The organism is Micromonospora sp. NPDC092111 (genome assembly GCF_044755745.1).
Classification (GTDB): Bacteria; Actinomycetota; Actinomycetes; order Mycobacteriales; family Micromonosporaceae; genus Micromonospora.
In genome coordinates this window covers 153,416-170,186 of record NZ_JBIVRQ010000005.1, presented here as the reverse complement: position 1 = coordinate 170,186, position 16,771 = coordinate 153,416, and the positions used below count along the sequence as shown (strand labels likewise).

Annotated in this window: 16 protein-coding genes; 8 read left to right on the top strand and 8 right to left on the bottom strand. The window is 74.5% G+C overall.

Annotation, left to right across the window (positions count from 1 at the left end; translation table 11 throughout):
* Positions 1-6 precede the first annotated feature (6 nt).
* The 4 genes from ACIQG9_RS13335 to ACIQG9_RS13320 all read left to right on the top strand — a co-directional run bounded on the left by ACIQG9_RS13335 (position 7) and on the right by ACIQG9_RS13320 (position 3,383).
* Positions 7-669, top strand: coding sequence for a response regulator transcription factor (locus ACIQG9_RS13335; protein ID WP_400401259.1), 663 nt, complete (start codon positions 7-9; stop codon positions 667-669).
* A 32-nt stretch (positions 670-701) separates the two neighbouring features.
* Positions 702-1,901 carry a sensor histidine kinase gene (locus ACIQG9_RS13330; protein ID WP_400401676.1) on the top strand — a complete coding sequence of 400 codons (1,200 nt, stop codon included), beginning with the start codon at positions 702-704 and terminating at the stop codon, positions 1,899-1,901.
* A 30-nt stretch (positions 1,902-1,931) separates the two neighbouring features.
* Positions 1,932-2,831, top strand: a complete 900-nt coding sequence (locus ACIQG9_RS13325) for an AEC family transporter (RefSeq protein WP_400401257.1) — start codon at positions 1,932-1,934, stop codon at positions 2,829-2,831.
* A 165-nt stretch (positions 2,832-2,996) separates the two neighbouring features.
* The gene (locus tag ACIQG9_RS13320; protein ID WP_400401255.1) at positions 2,997-3,383 is read left to right on the top strand and encodes a VOC family protein; all 387 of its coding nucleotides are present in this window, start codon (positions 2,997-2,999) and stop codon (positions 3,381-3,383) included.
* Positions 3,384-3,461: 78 nt separating this feature from the next.
* Here ACIQG9_RS13320 and ACIQG9_RS13315 read toward each other — a convergent pair whose 3' ends face one another.
* From ACIQG9_RS13315 to ACIQG9_RS13295, 5 genes are all read right to left on the bottom strand, one after another.
* Complete coding sequence (locus tag ACIQG9_RS13315) at positions 3,462-4,562, bottom strand: hypothetical protein (protein ID WP_400401253.1); 1,101 nt, start codon at positions 4,560-4,562, stop codon at positions 3,462-3,464.
* Between the two features lie 166 nt (positions 4,563-4,728).
* A complete protein-coding gene (locus ACIQG9_RS13310) occupies positions 4,729-6,798 on the bottom strand; it encodes a 3-hydroxyacyl-CoA dehydrogenase NAD-binding domain-containing protein (protein WP_400401251.1) in 2,070 nt (689 codons plus the stop codon).
* Entirely contained in the window at positions 6,795-8,018 is a 1,224-nt protein-coding gene (locus ACIQG9_RS13305; protein WP_400401249.1) for a thiolase family protein, read from the bottom strand. The genes ACIQG9_RS13310 and ACIQG9_RS13305 overlap by 4 nt, the downstream gene beginning before the upstream one ends.
* Positions 8,019-8,272: 254 nt before the next feature.
* The gene (locus tag ACIQG9_RS13300; protein ID WP_400401247.1) at positions 8,273-9,586 is read right to left on the bottom strand and encodes a ribonuclease D; all 1,314 of its coding nucleotides are present in this window, start codon (positions 9,584-9,586) and stop codon (positions 8,273-8,275) included.
* Positions 9,587-9,779: 193 nt separating this feature from the next.
* Positions 9,780-10,352 (bottom strand): DUF3000 domain-containing protein, encoded by a 573-nt coding sequence (locus ACIQG9_RS13295; protein WP_400401245.1) that lies wholly within the window; start codon positions 10,350-10,352, stop codon positions 9,780-9,782.
* A 189-nt stretch (positions 10,353-10,541) separates the two neighbouring features.
* On the opposite strand from ACIQG9_RS13295, the gene hemE reads away from it, so the two are divergent.
* The 3 genes from hemE to hemQ are packed head-to-tail and all read left to right on the top strand — an operon-like array spanning position 10,542 to position 13,753.
* Positions 10,542-11,639, top strand: coding sequence for a uroporphyrinogen decarboxylase (hemE, locus tag ACIQG9_RS13290; protein WP_400401243.1), 1,098 nt, complete (start codon positions 10,542-10,544; stop codon positions 11,637-11,639).
* Positions 11,640-11,645: 6 nt separating this feature from the next.
* On the top strand, positions 11,646-13,055 hold the full coding sequence (gene hemG, locus ACIQG9_RS13285; protein WP_400401241.1) for a protoporphyrinogen oxidase: 1,410 nt from the start codon (positions 11,646-11,648) through the stop codon (positions 13,053-13,055).
* A complete protein-coding gene (gene hemQ, locus ACIQG9_RS13280; RefSeq protein WP_400401239.1) occupies positions 13,052-13,753 on the top strand; it encodes a hydrogen peroxide-dependent heme synthase in 702 nt (233 codons plus the stop codon). Before hemG ends, hemQ begins: the two co-directional genes overlap by 4 nt.
* A 192-nt stretch (positions 13,754-13,945) precedes the next feature.
* Here the strand turns inward: hemQ and ACIQG9_RS13275 are convergent, their stop codons facing one another.
* The 3 genes from ACIQG9_RS13275 to ACIQG9_RS13265 all read right to left on the bottom strand — a co-directional run bounded on the left by ACIQG9_RS13275 (position 13,946) and on the right by ACIQG9_RS13265 (position 16,318).
* The gene (locus ACIQG9_RS13275) at positions 13,946-15,067 is read right to left on the bottom strand and encodes a lytic polysaccharide monooxygenase (protein WP_400401237.1); all 1,122 of its coding nucleotides are present in this window, start codon (positions 15,065-15,067) and stop codon (positions 13,946-13,948) included.
* 310 nt (positions 15,068-15,377) lie between these two features.
* Positions 15,378-15,818, bottom strand: a complete 441-nt coding sequence (locus tag ACIQG9_RS13270) for a GNAT family N-acetyltransferase (protein ID WP_400401235.1) — start codon at positions 15,816-15,818, stop codon at positions 15,378-15,380.
* Between the two features lie 242 nt (positions 15,819-16,060).
* The gene (locus ACIQG9_RS13265) at positions 16,061-16,318 is read right to left on the bottom strand and encodes a Prokaryotic metallothionein (RefSeq protein WP_400401233.1); all 258 of its coding nucleotides are present in this window, start codon (positions 16,316-16,318) and stop codon (positions 16,061-16,063) included.
* A gap of 156 nt (positions 16,319-16,474) precedes the next feature.
* Here ACIQG9_RS13265 and ACIQG9_RS13260 point away from each other — a divergent pair, with 156 nt between their 5' ends.
* Positions 16,475-16,750 carry a glycoside hydrolase gene (locus ACIQG9_RS13260; RefSeq protein WP_400401231.1) on the top strand — a complete coding sequence of 92 codons (276 nt, stop codon included), beginning with the start codon at positions 16,475-16,477 and terminating at the stop codon, positions 16,748-16,750.
* Positions 16,751-16,771: the final 21 nt, after the last annotated feature.

Here is a 16,771-nt window from a genome sequence, read left to right as displayed (position 1 = left end):
GTCGGGATGCGGGTGTTGGTGGTCGAGGACGAACGGGCCCTCGCCGACGCGATCGCGCGTGGACTGCGCAAGCGGGGCATGGCGGTCGACGTGGCGTACGACGGTGACGCCGGCCACGAGGCCGCCTTCGTCACCCGGTACGACGTGGTGGTGCTCGACCGCGACCTGCCCGGGATGCACGGCGACCAGATCTGCGCCGAGCTGGCCGCCTCCGGCACCCTCACCCGGGTGCTGATGCTGACCGCCAGCGACACCGTCGCCGACCGGGTGGAGGGGTTGGGCCTCGGCGCGGACGACTACCTGCCCAAGCCGTTCGCCTTCGACGAGCTGGTGGCCCGGGTGCAGGCGCTGGGCCGGCGGGCCACCCCGGCCGCCCCGCCGGTGCTCCAGGTCGGCGACGTGGTGCTCGACCCGGCCCGCCGGGTGGTCACCCGGGCCGGCACCCCGGTCGACCTGACCAACAAGGAGTTCGGCGTGCTCAGCGAACTGGTCAAGGCACGCGGCGCGGTGGTCTCCAGCGAGGAGCTGCTGGAGCGGGTCTGGGACGCCAACACCGACCCGTTCACCACCATCGTCCGGGTCACCGTGATGACCCTGCGCCGCAAGCTCGGTGATCCGCCGCTGATCGAGACGGTGGTCGGCGCCGGCTACCGGACGGTCGGAGCGTGAGCGCGCGCAGCGAGCCGGTGGCCCGGGCCGGGCTGACCCGCCGGCTGCGCCCCACGCTGCGGCTGCGGCTGACCCTGCTCAACGGGGTGCTGCTGGTCGGTGCCGGGGCGATCCTGGTGGCGCTGGCCTGGCTGCTGGTCCGCGACGCGTTGCGGCCCACCGACGAACTGCGGCCGGGCACCACCGTGCTGCTGGCCGACGGGCGTTCGCTGGACGCCGCCGTCTGGCAGCGCCAGCTCGTCGACGCCGCCTCCGACGAGCTGCTGGTCAAGGGGCTGCTGGCGCTGCTGGCGATCAGCCTGGTCGGGGTGGCCGGGGCGTACTGGGTGGCCGGCCGGACGCTGCGCCCGCTGCACCAGGTCACCGCCACCGCGCAGCGGCTCGGCGAGGCCACCCTCGACCAGCGGATCGGCTGGTCCGGGCCGGACGACGAGGTGGCCGAGCTGGCCCGCACCTTCGACGCGATGCTGGACCGGATAGCCGCCGCCTTCGAGGCGCAGAAACGGTTCGTCGCCAACGCCTCGCACGAGTTGCGTACCCCGCTGGCGGTGATGCGGACCGAGATCGACGTGACGCTCAGCGACGACGAGGCGGACGCCGCGGAGTACCGCCGGATGGCCACCGTGGTCCGGGACGCCTCCGAACGGGCCAACGGCCTGGTGGACGCGCTGCTGGTGCTGGCCCGCAGCGAGGCCCAGACGGGCCGTCGGTTGGCCCGGCGTACCGAGTGCGACCTGGCGACCGGCACCGCCAACGCGCTCTCCGCGGTGTCCCGGGAGGTGGAGCGGATCGGGCTGCGGGTGCAGACGTCGCTCCGGTCGGCCCCGGTGATCGGCGATCCGGGGCTGCTCGACCGGCTGGCCGGCAACCTGATCGAGAACGCGGTCCGCTACAACCACCTGCACGGCCGGCTGTGGGTGCGCACCGGCACCGACCGGCATTCCTCCTGGCTGGTGGTGGGCAACACCGGCTTCGAGGTGGACCAGGCGGACGTGCCGGGGCTGTTCGAGCCGTTCCGCCGGGGCGGGCGGGAGCGGACCGGGGCGCGCGGCTCCGGGCTGGGGCTGTCCATCGTCCGGGCGGTCTGCGACGCGCACGGCGGCACCGTGCAGGTCACCGCGCAGAAGGGTGGTGGCCTGGAGGTGACCGTCACGCTGCCGTCGGCCGAGCCGACCCCGGTGGTCGCCGGCCGCACCGGGCCGTCCACCGGGCGGGTCGAGCCGCACCGCTAGCCCGCCGGACGGCACCCGTACGCTGCTCGGGTGCTGGCTGCCTTCGTACCGATCTGGCTGCTCACCGGGTTGGGCTGGGTGACCGGGCGGCGGGGGCTGCTGGGCCCGGAGGCCGAGCGGGTGCTCGGCGGCTTCGTGTTCCACCTGGCCATGCCGGCGGCGCTGTTCACCGCCCTGTCCCGGGCCCCGCTGGCGGTGCAGCCGGCCGCCCTCGGGGCGTTCGCGGTGAGCACCGCCGTCACCATGGCGGTGGCCTTCACCCTGGGCGCGGTGCGCCGCCGGTCGACCGGGGAGGCGACGATCGGGGCGATGGCCGCCGGGTACGTCAACTCCGCGAACCTGGGCATCCCGGTGGCGTTGCAGGTGCTGGGCGACGCCGCCTTCCTCACCCAGGTGTTGCTGTTCCAGGTGCTGGTGGTGACCCCGGTGATCCTGGTGCTGCTCGACCGGGGGGCCGGCCGGCGGCTGCGTCCCGGCCGGTTGTTGACCCTGCCGCTGCGTAACCCGGTGATCGCCGGTCCGGCCCTGGGCGTGCTCTGTTCGGGTCTCGGCTGGCGGCCACCGGAGTTGATCGCCGGCCCGCTGGCCCTGCTCGGCGCGGCGGCGGTGCCGACCGCGCTGGTCGTGCTCGGGCTCTCGCTGACCGCCGGTGGTCCCCGCCCGACCGGGGGCCGCGTCGAGGTGGCCGTGCTCACCGGGCTGAAGCTGGTGTTCCAGCCGCTGGTCGCCTGGGTGGTCGGCCTGCTCGCCGGGGTCGGGTCGGCGGCGCTGCTGGCCCTGGTGGTCTGCGCGGCGCTGCCCACCGCGCAGAACACCTACCTGTACGCCCGGGAGTACGGCCAGGGCGGGGCGGTGGCCCGGGAGACGGTGATCGTGAGCACCGCCCTGTCCATGGCGACCCTCGCGGTGCTCGGCGCGCTGCTGGGTTAAGGGGTTGCTGGCCCGCTCGTGCCTCTGGAATGATCACGCGGTCGGCCCGGATCGAGGAGAGGGGGTGCGGTTGATGTCCACCATGACCTGTCCCGCGCCCCGCACCATCCACCGCTGACACTCCACCTACCCGGGGCGCGTCCATTCCTCTCGGAGGGAACACCCGTGAGCGTACGGATCCACAACATCAGCATCGACTGCCGCGACACCTACGCCCTGTCCGGCTTCTGGGCGCAGGTCTTCGACTGCCCCCGCCAGCCCGACGACTTCCCCGGCGACTCGGAGGCGATGCTGCTGCCCCCGGGCGGGCCGGAGGTGCTCTTCATCGCCGTGCCCGAGGGCAAGACGGTGAAGAACCGCCTGCACCTCGACCTGCAGCCGACCGACCGGACCCGGGACGAGGAGGTGGCCCGGCTGCTCGCCGTCGGTGCCGTCCAGGTCGACGACCAGCGTCGGGCGGACGGCGGGGGCTGGGTGGTGCTGGCCGACCCGGAGGGCAACGAGTTCTGCGTGCTGCGCAGCGCCGCCGAACGGGCCGCCACGGCCGGCTGAGGCGAGCCGCGAAGACCGGCTGACGGGCGGGCCCCGTCCACCGCGTGGTGGACGGGGCCCGTCGGGTCGGCCCGGGGGTCAGTCCCGCTTCTCGATCTGCCCCCGGACGGAGGCGAACTCGGACTTGGCCTTGGCCGCCGAGGAGAAGTACATGACGATCATGCCGACGCTGCCGTGGTCGGCCCAGACACAGACGCCCAGCGCGATGCCGGACGCCTTGCCGTCACCGCACTTGGCGACCCCGCCCAGCGGACCCGGCTCGATGACCGACATCTTCTTGACCGCCAGCGAGCTGGACAGGCCCTTGACCGCGTCGTCGAGTTCCTGCTCGGGGAGGATGACCGGACCGGACGCGCCGGCCATCATCACCATGTTGCGCCGGGCGGCGCTGCCGTAGAAGGCGCTCACCGCGCCGGTCTCGTTGCTGACCTCGGACTTCATGTCGCGGACCATCTGGTCGGCGATGCGGCGCAGCTCCGGGTCGGTGCTCTTGGACCGGCCGCCGAGGGTCGCCGGCGTCACCAGCCGGACCTGGCCGAGGTCGTCGTCGGCCTCCTCCGAGGGGGTCGGCTCGACGGTGGGTGCGGCCGTCTCGGTGGGGGTGCCGCTCGGGCCGGACGTCGGGCCCGCGGTGGGCGTCGGCGTCGGGTCGGCCTTGTCGTCGCCGGAGAGGGCGACGTAGGCGAGCCCGCCGCCGCCGAGGCAGAGCACCAACAGCCCGGCGAGGCCCAGGGTGAGGATCAGCGGCAGCCGGGACTGCCTCGGCTGCGGTCCGGTCGGCATTCCCGGCGGGGAGCTGAACGGCTGGCTGGCGAAGCCCGGGTACTGCTGGGTGGGGTCGGGGTAGCCGCCGGGCTGCGGGGCGCCCGGATAGCCGCCGGGCTGCGGGCTACCGGGGTAGCCGCTCGGCGGTGCCGCACCGGGGTAGCCGCCGGGCGTCGGGGCGGGCTGCTGCGGCGCGGCCGGGTAGCCCCCGTACGGCTGGGGTGGGTAAGGGTCGGCCGGTGGGCCGGACTGCGGGGCCGCCGGCCAGCCGCCGGCCTGCGCGGCCGGGTACGGCGTGGTGGGCCAGCCGCCGCCGGACGGCGGTGTCGGCGGCCCGCCCTGCGGCGGGTAGTGACCGTGCGGCGAGTCGTGCTCCGGCTGCCCGGACCAGGGATCGACCGGCGGTGAGGACATCAGATCAGCTCCAGGCGAAGGTGAGAACGGGTGATGTTAGCCAGGCGGAGCCCCGCCGCGCAGCCCCACCGAGTCTGACGAGGGTACGCAAACGGCGATCGCGGTGGCCGGCACGCCCCCGAGGGGACGCCACCGACCACCGCGATCGCGGGATTCCGGAGCTGGCTCAGGCGGGCAGGCCGGCCACCCCCGGCGGCAGGAAGCGCTGCCCGGTGACCCGCTCGGAGGTGCCGGTCCGGTCCAGGTACGGCGTGACGCCGCCCAGGTGGAACGGCCAGCCGGCACCGAGGATCAGGCACAGGTCGATGTCCTGCGCCTCGGCGACGACGCCCTCGTCGAGCATCAGCCGGATCTCACCCGCCAGCGCGTCGAGCGCGTTCTGCCGCACCTGCTCGGCGGTGAGCGGCTGGTCCCCGACCACCAGCAGCCGGGCCACCTCGTCGTTGATCTGGTCGTCGACGACGATCGGCTGACCCGAGTCGGCGATCCGCCGGAGGTTCTCGCTGACGCCGAACCGGTCCGGGAACGCGGCGTGCAGGGTGCCGCCCACGTGGTACGCCACGGCCGGCCCGACGAGCTGGAGCAGGGCGAGCGGACGCATCGGCAGGCCCAGCGGGTCCAGCGCGCTGTTCGCCACGTCCAGCGGGGTGCCCGCGTCGACGGCGGCGAAGACGGTGCCCAGGAACCGGGTGAGCAGCCGGTTGACCACGAACGCCGGGGCGTCCTTCACCAGCACCGAGGACTTCTTGAGCTGCTTGCCGACGGCGAAGGCGGTGGCCAGGGTGGCGTCGTCGGTCCGCTCGCCGCGGACGATCTCCAGCAGCGGCAGCACGGCGACCGGGTTGAAGAAGTGGAAGCCGACCACCCGCTCCGGGTGCTCCAGCTCGGCGGCCATCGCGCTGATGGACAGCGACGAGGTGTTCGTCGCGAGCACCGCCTCCGGCTTGACGATCTTCTCCAGCTCGGCCCAGACCTGCTTCTTGACGTCCAGGTCCTCGAAGACCGCCTCGATGACGAAGTCGGCGTCCGCGAACGCGCCCTTGTCGACCGTGCCGCTGACCAGGCCGTACAGCCTGGCGGCCGTGCCCTTGTCCATCCGGCCCTTGCTGACGGCCTTCTCGACCTGGGTGTGCACGTAGGCCACCCCCTTGTCCACCCGGGACTGGTCCAGGTCGGTCAGCACCACCGGCACCTGGAGGCGGCGGGCGAACAGCAGCGCGAGCTGGCTGGCCATCAGGCCGGCCCCCACGATGCCGACCTTGGTGACCGGCCGGGCCAGGCCCTTGTCCGGCGCGCCGGCCGGCCGCTTGGCCCGCCGCTGCACCAGGTCGAAGGCGTACAGGCCGCTGCGCAGCTCCTCGGAGAAGACCAGGTCGGCCAGGGCCTCGTCCTCGGCGGCGGTGCCGGTGGCGAAGTCGGCGTCCTTCGCCGTCTCCAGCAGGTCCAACGCCCGGTACGCGGCCGGGACCGCGCCGTGCAGCCGCTGGTCGAGGGTCTGCCGGGCGAAGTAGAGCACGCCCGCCCACATGTCCCTGTCGACCTCGGGCCGGACCACGGTGACCTCGCCCCGGACCACCCCGGCGGCCCACTCCAGGGAGCGCTCCAGGAAGTCGGCCGGCTCCAGCAGCACGTCCGCGATGCCCAGCTCGGCGGCCTGCTTCGGCTTGAGCATCTTGTTCTGCATCAGCGGGTTCTGCAGGATCACCTGGGTCGCCGCCGGGATGCCGATCAGGTTCGGCAGCAGTTGGGTGCCGCCCCAGCCGGGCACCAGGCCCAGCGAGACCTCGGGCAGCGCGAGGGCCGCCGCGCCCGCCGACAGCGTCCGGTAGTGGCAGTGCAGGGCCAGCTCCAGGCCGCCGCCCATCGCCGCGCCGTTGACGAAGGCGAAGGTGGGCACCGCGCTGTCCTTGAGCCGGGCGAAGACCCGGTGACCGAGCCGGCCGACCGCCAGCGCCTGATCACGGTCGGCGAGCTGCGGCAGGCTGGTGATGTCGGCGCCGACGCAGAAGATGTACGGCTTGCCGGTGACCGCGACGAACGCCGGGTCCGCCGCCAGGGCGGCGGTGATCGCCTCGTCCAGGCTGGTCAGGCCGGCCGGGCCGAAGCTGTTCGGCTTGGTGTGGTCGAAGCCGTTGTCCAGGGTGATCAGGGCGGCCGGCCGGTCCAGGCCGGGCACGTTCACCTGGCGCAGCAGCGCCCGGGTGACCACCTCGTTCGGTGCCACGAGCGCGCTCACTTGTCTCCACCCTCCCGCTGTGCCGGCGTGCCGGACTCCGTCCAGTGTGGGTTCTCCCAGATCACGGTGCCGCCCATGCCGATGCCGATGCACATGGCGGTGAGGCCGTAGCGGACCTCGGGGTGCTCGGCGAACTGCCGGGCGAGCTGGGTCATCAGCCGGACGCCCGAGGAGGCGAGCGGGTGCCCGATGGCGATCGCGCCGCCCCACGGGTTGACCCGGGGGTCGTCGTCGGCGATGCCGAAGTGGTCGAGGAAGGCGAGCACCTGCACGGCGAACGCCTCGTTCAGCTCGAACAGGCCGATGTCGTCGATGGTCAGGCCGGCGATGCGCAGCGCCTTCTCGGTCGACGGGATCGGGCCGACGCCCATCACCTCGGGCTCGACGCCGACGTAGCCGTACGACACCAGTCGCATGGCGATCGGCAGGCCCAGCTCGCGGGCGGTGGCCTCGTCGGCCAGCAGGCTGGCGGTGGCGCCGTCGTTCAGGCCGGCGGCGTTGCCCGCGGTGACCTTGCCGTGCGGGCGGAACGGGGTCTTCAGGGTGGCCAGCTTCTCCAGCGAGGTATCCCGGGGGGCCTCGTCGGTGGTGGCCAGGCCCCAGCCGCCCTCGGTGTCGCGGATCGCGACCGGCACCAGGTCGTCCTGGAGCTTGCCGTTGGCGTACGCCTTGGCGGTGCGCTGCTGTGAGGCGAGCGCGAAGGCGTCGGTGCGCTGCTTGGTGACGTGCGGGACCCGGTCGTGCAGGTTCTCCGCGGTGGCACCCATGACCAGGGCGGACGGGTCGACCAGCTTCTCCGCGATGATCCGCGGGTTGGGGTCGACGCCCTCGCCCATCGGGTGCCGGCCCATGTGCTCGACACCGCCGGCGATCGCGACGTCGTACGCGCCCATGGCGATGCCACCGGCGACGGCGGTGACGGCGGTCATCGCGCCCGCGCACATCCGGTCGACGGCGAAGCCGGGCACGGTCTTGGGCAGGCCGGCCAGCAGGGCGGCGGTGCGGCCGATGGTGAGACCCTGGTCGCCGATCTGGGTGGTGGCGGCGATGGCCACCTCCTCGACCCGCTCCGGGGGTAGCTGCGGGTTGCGGCGCAGCAGTTCGCGGATGCAGCGGATCACCAGGTCGTCGGCGCGGGTGTTGGCGTACATGCCACCCGCCTTGCCGAACGGGGTGCGGACGCCGTCGACGAAGACGACATTCCGAACTTCACGGGGCACTTCAAGCCTCCTCTTCGACCATGATTCGGCCGCCGCGCCGCCGGGCGGCGCCACGGGCCGGATGAGGGTCGGCCGGCGCTGGCATTTCCTCGGATGCTACTCGCCGGTAACCATGCCCGTCACCACCCCTGGTGTGGCCCACCCCACACCCACGGTGGCGTTCCGGCCTCGTCGAGCACGGGGCTCGCGTCCCGCCGGTGGTGTGGCGGGACCCGGACCTCGTGACCGACCGGACGGCGGGGTGCGGCGAGGGATCAGGGGATGGGGGTGAGGAGGGCTTCGGCGAGGGCCGGGAGGAGGAGGGAGAGCTGCCACTCCCGCGCGCCGAAACCGCGCAGGGTCTCCGCCACGGTCTCCCCGGTGATCTCGTCGGGCGGCTGCCAGGCGAGGCGGCGGACCGAGTCTGGGGTGATCAGGTTCTCCGGTGGCAGGCGGTGCTCACCGGCGAGCCGCACCACCACCTCGCGGCAGCGGGCCAGCCGGCCGGCCGCCACCGGGTCCCGCTCCGCCCAGCGGTGCGGCGGGGGCGGACCCTCCACCGCCGGCGCGACCGGCAGCGCGTCCTCCGGCAACTGCCGGGCGTCGTCCAGCGCCGTCAGCCAGGTGCGGGCCAGCCGGCGTACCGAGCGACCCCCGAAGCCGGGCAGGGTCAGCAGCGTCTTCTCGTCCTTCGGGTCCAGCTCGGCGGCGGCGACGATCGCCGAGTCGGGCAGCACCCGACCCGGAGCGGCGTCCCGGCGGGCCGCGATCTGGTCCCGGGCGTACCAGAGCGAACGGACCCGGGCCTGGGCCCGGGACCCCCGCACCCGGTGGATGCCGGAGGTACGCCGCCACGGCTCCGCCCGGACCCGGGGCGGCCGGGCACCCCAGGCGATCAGCGCGGCGAACTCCTCCGCCGCCCACTCCGACTTGCCCTGCCGGGCCAGCTCCGCGTCCAGCGCGTCCCGCAGGTCGACCAGCATCTCCACGTCCAGCGCGGCGTAGGTCAGCCAGGACTCGGGCAGCGGCCGGCTCGACCAGTCCGCCGCCGAGTGGTGCTTCTCCAGGGTGTAGCCGAGCAACTGCTCGGTCAGCGCCGCCAGGCCGACCCGTTCGAAACCGGCCAGCCGGGCGGCCAGCTCGGTGTCGAACAGCCGGCGCGGGCGCAGCCCCAGTTCGGCCAGGCAGGGCAGATCCTGGCTGGCGGCGTGCAGCACCCACTCGGTGCCGCCGATCGCCTCGTCCAGCGCCGTCAGGTCGGGCAGCGGCAGCGGGTCGATCAGCGTCGTGCCGGCCCCCGCCCGGCGGAGCTGCACCAGATAGGCCCGTTGGCTGTAGCGGTAGCCGGAGGCGCGTTCGGCGTCCAGGGCCACCGGGCCGCTGCCCGCGGCGAAGCGGGCCACGACGGCGTCGAGTTCCGCCGGGGTGGCCACCGGCTGGGGGGTGCCGTCACGGGGTGCGGTCAGCGGGACGGGGCCGCCGCTGGGCTGCTCGGTGCCCGCGCCCGCCGGCTCCGGCACGGCCGAGGGCGGAGCGTCTCCGGTGCGGCTTTCGACGGCCCGACGGCGCAGGGGTGGTTCGTCGGTCACCTGACAACCCTAGTGCGCCGGGCGATGCGGTGTGCGCAGCCGGTCCGCCGTGTGTCGTCCAGGTGTCCGGCGGTGGTCCGTACCGTGCGGACAACCGGCCCGAGACCGGACAACCGGCCCGCCCGGCAGGCGTCGGCCGACGGGCCGGAGCCGGGTCGCCCCCGAGCCGGGTCGGCGCGGGCCGGCCGACGGGTCAGGCCGCGCCGGCCGGCCGGCGCTCGGCGAGCGCGGTGACCCCGGGTGGCGGCAGCCCCGCGGTGGAGGCCAGCAGGGCGCACCAGGCCAGCAGGTGCGGGGCCAGGTCCTCGCCGAGCGGCGTCCAGGACGCCCGGATCTCGATGTCCCCGGCGGCGGGCGGCCCGGCCAGCTCGCCGAACCGGGTCGACAGGGTCTGGGTGACCGTGCCGCCGGCCGCCCGGTACCGGGCGTCGTTCGCCTCCAGGGCGTCGGTCAGCCAGGTCCAGCCCACCCCGGGCAGCAGCGGGTCGGCGGCCAGGTCGACCTCCAGCTCCGCCGTCACGTAGGTGACCAGCCGCAGGGTGCCCTGCCACGCCTCGTGCCCGGCCGGGTCGTGCAGCAGGATCAGCCGCCCGGTGGCCACGTCGTCCTCGTCGCGCGGCACCGCGGCGGAGAGCGCGAAGGCGAACGGCGCGAGCCGCTGCGGTGCGCCGACCTCCTCCAGGACGATCTCCTCCCGGGGGGTGACCGACCGCAGCCCGGAGACCGCGCGGGCGAAGGTCTCCGGGAGCGCGATCGGGGGGGCCATGACCGGCAGCCTATGCCGCCGCGCCGCCGCCCGCCCGGACGGCACGCCGAAGCACGAGGCGTACCAGGCGTTCGGGCGTGCGGTGCGGGCCGAGGCGTGGGGCGGGACCGCGTCGGGCGCAACGGTCGCGGGTCACAAAACGCGGCGCTGCCCGCCGGCCCCGCCCCGGCCCGTGGCACGATTGCCGCGATGACCACCGACACCACGGGCACTGCCGCCCGAGACGGAGCACCCCGCCGTGGCGGGCCGGCCGACTCGCCCTTCGTCCGGGCCTGCCGCCGCGAGTCCGGCCCGCACACCCCGGTCTGGTTCATGCGCCAGGCCGGCCGGTCGCTGCCGGAGTACCGGGAGATCCGGGCCAACGTGGCGATGCTGGAGTCCTGCCGCCGTCCCGAGCTGGTCACCGAGATCACCCTCCAGCCGGTCCGCCGGCACCGGGTCGACGCGGCGATCCTGTTCAGCGACATCGTGGTCCCGGTCGCCGCGGCCGGCGTCGACCTGGACATCGTGCCCGGCACCGGGCCGGTGGTCGCCGCGCCGGTCCGCACCGCCGACGACGTGGCGCGGATCCGCCCGATCACCCGCGACGACGTGTCCTACGTGGACGAGGCGGTCCGGCTGCTCGTCGCCGAGCTGGGCGACACCCCGCTGATCGGCTTCGCCGGTGCGCCGTTCACCCTGGCCAGCTACCTGGTCGAGGGCGGGCCGTCGCGCACCCACGCGAAGACCAAGGCGCTGATGTACGGCGAGCCGGAGCTGTGGCACGCGCTCTGCGCCCGCCTCGCCGAGGTGACCCTGTCCTTCCTGCGGGTACAGGTCGACGCCGGGGTCTCCGCCGTGCAGCTCTTCGACTCGTGGGCCGGCGCGCTGTCCGAGGCCGACTACCGCCGCTTCGTGCTGCCGCACTCCACCGCCGTGCTGTCCGGGCTGGCCGACGCCGGGGTGCCCCGGATCCACTTCGGGGTGGGCACCGCCGAGCTGCTCGGCGCGATGGGCGAGGCCGGCGCCGACGTGGTCGGCGTGGACTGGCGTACCCCGCTGGACGTGGCCAGCCGCCGGATCGGCCCGGACCGGGCGGTGCAGGGCAACCTCGACCCGACCGTGCTGTTCGCCCCCTGGCCGGTGGTGGAGGCCGAGGTGCGGCGGATCGTCGAGCAGGGCCGGGCCGCCCCCGGGCACGTGTTCAACCTCGGCCACGGCGTGCTGCCGGAGACCGACCCCGACGTGCTGACCCGGGTGGTCGCGCTGGTGCACGAGGTGTCCGCGCGCCGGGACGAGCAGGGCTGAGTCGCCGTGGCGCGGCCGTGGCGGGTGGCGGTGGTCGGTGGCGGGATCACCGGGCTGGCCGCCGCCGTCCGGTTGCGTGACCGCACCCCCACCGGCACCGAGATCACCGTGTACGAGCAGTCCGGCGCGCTCGGCGGCAAGCTGCGCACCGGCGAACTGGCCGGCCGTACGGTGGAGCTCGGCGCCGAGTCGTTCCTGATGCGGGACCCGGCCGGCGGCGAGTCCGCCGCGGTGACGCTGGCCCGCCGGCTCGGGCTGGCCGAGGCGATCGTGCACCCCACCGTCGGGCAGGCCGCGCTCGCCGTCGACGGGGAGCTGCGCCCAGTGCCGGCCGGCACGCTGGTGGGCGTACCGGGGGACCTGGACCGGGTGGCGGCGGTGGCGGAGCCGGCGGCGGACGCCGACCGGGACGCCGGCCGACCGCTGCTCGCCGCCGACGAGGACGTCGCCGTCGGCGCGCTGGTCCGCGCCCGGCTCGGCGACCAGGTGGTGGACCGGCTGGTCGACCCGATGCTCGGCGGCGTCTACGCCGGCCGGGCCGACGACCTGTCGCTGGTCACCACCATGCCGGCGCTGGCCCGCGCGGCCCGGGTGGAGCACACCCTGGTCGGGGCGGTCCGGGCCGCCCAGGCCGCCGCCCCGCGCGCCCCCGGGGCCCCGGTCTTCGGCACCCTGACCGGCGGGTTGAGCCGGCTGGTCGAGGCGGCGGCGACGGCCAGCGGCGCGACGATCCGCCGGAACGCGGCGGTCCGTGAGCTGACCCCCACCGCCGACGGCTGGCGGCTCACCGTCGGGCCGACCCGCGACCCGGAGCTGGTCGAGGCGGACGCGGTGCTGCTCACCGTGCCGGCCCGGCCCGCCGCCCGGCTGCTCGCCGGGTTCGCCCCCGAGATCGCGGCGACCGTCGGTGACCTCGACTACGCCAGCGTCGCGCTGATCACCCTGGCCCTGCCCGAGCCGGCGCTGCCCCGGCTCTCCGGCTTCCTGGTGCCGGCCACCGAGGGGCTGCTGATCAAGGCGTCCACCTTCTTCACCACCAAGTGGGGCCACCTGGCCGCCCCGGACGGGCTCGCCCTGGTCCGCGCCTCCGTCGGCCGGTACGGCGAGGAGACCTCGCTCCAGCTCACCGACGACGACCTGGTCGGCACCGTGCACCGGGAGCTGTCGCGGGTGCTCGGGGTGGCGCTGCCCGCGCCGGTCGCCAGCCACGTGCAGCGCTGGGGTGGCGCGCTGCCCCAGTACACCCCCGGTCACGCCGGCCGGGTGGCCGCCACCCGGGCGGCGCTGCGCACGTCCCACCCCACGCTGGTGCTGGCCGGCGCCGGCCACGACGGGGTGGGCATCCCGGTCTGCGTCCGCTCCGGCGAGACGGCGGCCGGGGAGATCATCGAAGCACTGGGAGGATCGGGTCAATGACCGAGCAGACCAACGCGGCCCGGCTCAAGGAGCTCAACGCCACCGTCCGGTACACCATGTGGTCGGTGTACCGGGCCACCGGCGCGCTGCCGGCGCTGCGGGAGAACGTCACCGGTGAGGTCGAGTCCCTCTTCGAGGAGCTGGCCGCCAAAGACGTGGTGGTCCGGGGCACCTACGACGTGGCCGGGCTGCGCGCCGACGCGGACCTGATGATCTGGTGGCACTCGTCGTCCAGCGACGCCCTCCAGGACGCCTACCTGCGGTTCCGTCGGACCACGTTGGGCCGGGCGCTCACCCCGGTCTGGTCGCAGCTCGCGCTGCACCGGCCGGCGGAGTTCAACAAGAGCCACATCCCGGCGTTCCTCGCCGACGAGGCGCCCCGCCCGTACCTGTGCGTCTACCCGTTCGTCCGGTCGTACGAGTGGTACCTGCTGCCGGACGCCGAGCGGCGGGAACTGCTCGCCGAGCACGGCAAGATGGCCCGGGGCTACCCGGACGTACGGGCCAACACGGTCGCCTCGTTCGCCCTCGGCGACTACGAGTGGATGCTGGCCTTCGAGGCCGACGAGCTGCACCGGATCGTCGACCTGATGCGGGACCTGCGGGCCTCCGGCGCCCGCCGGCACGTACGCGAGGAGGTCCCGTTCTACACCGGCCGGCGTCGCGCGGTCGCCGACATCGTCAACAGCCTGGTCTGACGCATTTTGCGGGCCCGCCCGGGTCGCCGGATCGGTGCGCCCGTGCCGTCCGGGGCGCCCGTCCAAGATCGTGCTCGATACAGGAAGTAGTGGCCTCCCGCCGACCAGGAGGCCACTACTTCCTTGTTGTTGCGTCCCGACTGGCGAGGGTGAGTCACCCCGGTCGGGTGGCCCGCTCGTCCAGCCGCACCATCACAGGGTGGCGGTACAGGTGGGGGTCGGGTTGGCGCCGGTGCCGGAGGCGAGGAAGCCGAAGGTCGTCTTCGCCCCGGCGGCCAGCGCGCCGTTGTAGCTGACGTTGCGGGCCGTCACGGTGGACCCGCTGCTGGTCACCGTGGCGTTCCAGGACTGGCTGAGCTGCTGGCCGCCCGTGTACGTCCAGTTCACCGTCCAGCCCTTGATCGCCGTCGCGCCGGCGGTCACGTCGACCTCACCCTGGAACCCGCCGCTCCACTGCGAGGTCACCCGGTAGGTGGCCGTGCAGCGACCGGCCGGCGGGACCGTGGTCGGCGGGACCGTGGTCGGCGGCGTGGTGGTGGGCGGGGTGGTGGTCGGCGGGGGCGTGGTGGGCGGGGCGGTCGTCGGCGGGGCGGTGGTGGGCGGCGTGGTCGGGCCGCTGCCACCGAAGTCGACGTCACTGCACAGGTAGTACGACTGGTCCAGGTGGCTGGCCTGCCAGATGGTGTAGACGATGTGCCGGCCGGAGCGGCCCGGCGCGTTCGCCGGCACCTGGATCGACACGCCGCCGGTGTCCGGCGTCCACTGGGAGGCCGGGGTGTTGCCGATCTGGCCGGCCAACTCCAGGTCGCTCCAGGCCAGGGGCTTGGTCAGGGCGTTGAAGCCCTGCTTGGTCACGTACACCCGGATGTAGTCGGCGCCGTGACTGGCCTGGTCGAAGAACTTGATCCTGAAGTTGGTGGTGGTCGGCGTGGTCTTCCAGGCGCCGACGGTGTCCAGGGCGTTGTACCGGCCGCTCTGGGTGCGCCCGCCGCTGCAGAGCTGGCCGTCCGGAATGGCACCCTGGTGGTTGCCGGCGACACCCTCGCGGAACAGGCCGTTCCAGTTCCACATCGCGTTCGGGTCGGCCTGCCAGGCCTGCCAGCACATCGGGTCCTCGGTGGCCATCTTGGGGTTCTGGAAGTCGCTGCCCCAGCGTTGCCAGCAGCCGTAGTTGCGTGACGCCGGGTCCACCACCGAACCGTGGGCGGACGCCGAGTTGGCCAGGGCGGTGGTGAGCAGCAGCGCGATGATCGTGCCGATGGTGAGCAGCGACGCCACCAGGGCGGCGGGTCGTCTGCGCGGGAGGGTGGACATGGAGCCTCCGGGGTGATGGGGTCGGTCGACGACGCCCGGACGGCCGGGAGTTGCCCCCTCCCGTGCCCTTGCTGTGGCTCCCGTGACGGCTCTGCCCCCGCAGAGTTGCACAGGAAAGCGGTATCCGTCAATGTCTCGACCGGTGGGCCGGCCCCGCCCCGGCGAGTGGTCGGCCCGACCCCAGGTGAGTGCTCGCCCCCACGTCTGCCGGGCGGTCGGCCCGGCCTTGGTGGTCGGCCCGCCTCAGTGGTCAACCCGGCCGCAGCGGTCGGCCGGCCGCAGCGGTCGGCCGGCCCCAGCGGTCGGCGGGTCAGTTCGTCCGGCTCATCGGGATGTGCGGGATGCCGTCCTCGACGTACTCGGGGCCGGTGACCGTGAAGCCGTGGCCGGCATAGAAGCCGGCCAGGTGGGCCTGGGCCTCCAGCACGCACGGCCGGTCGCCGACCAGCCGCAGCGCCTCGGTCATCAGCCGGGCGGCGAGCCCACCGCCACGGGCCCCCGTCGCCACCACCACCCGGCCGATCCGCGCCACGCCGCCCGGGTCGGCCAGGATCCTCAGGTACGCCAGCGGGGCGCCGTCGTGGGCCAGCCAGAGGTGTCGGGTGCCGGGCTCGACGTCCCGGCCGTCCAGCTCCGGGTACGGGCACGCCTGCTCCACCACGAACACGTCGATGCGCAGCCGGAGCAGGTCGTGGAAGGTGCGCGCGTCCAACTCGGCGAAGCTCGCCGTGTGCGTGGTGGGTTCCGGCATCCCGCGATGGTAGGCCCGGGACGCCGCGATGGTGGGCGCGGCCCGGCCGGGCGCCCGGTGTGCCCGGCGGACGGCCGTCCCGGGGTGGGCGCGGCCGGGCCGGGCGCTCGGTGTGCCCGGCGGGCGGCCGTCCCGGGGTGGGCGCGTGCGGCGGGTCGTCCCACGGTGTGCGCGGTGCGGCGGGTCGTCCGAGGGTGGGCGCGGTAGCGGGCTGCCGGCGGTGGCGCGGTCGGGCGGTGCGGTCAGGCGGGGCGGGCGCCAACCGCGTCGCGGATCTCGGTGCCCTGGGACTCCACCGCGCGGGCGCAGTGCCCGCAGCAGAAGAACCGGCCGCCGACCTCCACCCCGTGCCCGATGATCTTCACCTGGCAGTGTTCGCAGATCGGCGCGAGCTTGTGCGCCGCGCACTCGAAGCAGTCGAAGGTGTGCACGTCACCGCTGACCGTGCGCACCTCGAACGTCATCCAGTAGTCGTTGCCGCAGACCTCGCAGGTAGCCACCTGTCACACCCCCCGAATCAGAACATCTGCCATCAGGGTGCGCCAGGGTGGGTCCAACAGGGTCGAAATACCGTAAGCCGATCAGGTTCGACGGCGTTTCGTCTCCGGCGTGTCGCGCGTTGGGCCTGGTGAGACGCCTCGACCCCGGAGGATGACGTGATCAAGCGCAGCAAACTCTTCGGCAACCAGACCCGGGTCACCTTCTGCCTGCCCCGGAACACCCCGCCCGGCGCGGTCAGCGTCGTCGGCTGCTTCAACGGCTGGGAACCCGGCCGGCACGAGCTGGTCGCCCGCCGCGACGGCACCCGTACGGTGACCGTGCGGCTCGGCCCCGGTCAGCACCGCTTCCGCTACCTTGCCACCGGGGGCGTCTGGCTCGACGACGACTCCGCCGACCGGGTGGACGACGAGGGCAGCCTCCTGCTGCTCTGAGCGCCGCCCGCCTCCGCCCGT

Excerpts from the sequence above, each read along its gene's own strand:
- ACIQG9_RS13335 (WP_400401259.1), top strand. The coding sequence starts at position 7 with ATGCGGGTGTTGGTGGTCGAGGACGAACGGGCCCTCGCCGACGCGATC.
- ACIQG9_RS13315 (WP_400401253.1), bottom strand. The coding sequence starts at position 4,562 with ATGTCCTCACCGCCGGTCGATCCCTGGTCCGGGCAGCCGGAGCACGAC.
- ACIQG9_RS13295 (WP_400401245.1), bottom strand. The coding sequence starts at position 10,352 with ATGGCCCCCCCGATCGCGCTCCCGGAGACCTTCGCCCGCGCGGTCTCC.
- hemE (WP_400401243.1), top strand. The coding sequence starts at position 10,542 with ATGACCACCGACACCACGGGCACTGCCGCCCGAGACGGAGCACCCCGC.
- hemQ (WP_400401239.1), top strand. The coding sequence starts at position 13,052 with ATGACCGAGCAGACCAACGCGGCCCGGCTCAAGGAGCTCAACGCCACC.
- ACIQG9_RS13275 (WP_400401237.1), bottom strand. The coding sequence starts at position 15,067 with ATGTCCACCCTCCCGCGCAGACGACCCGCCGCCCTGGTGGCGTCGCTG.
- ACIQG9_RS13270 (WP_400401235.1), bottom strand. The coding sequence starts at position 15,818 with ATGCCGGAACCCACCACGCACACGGCGAGCTTCGCCGAGTTGGACGCG.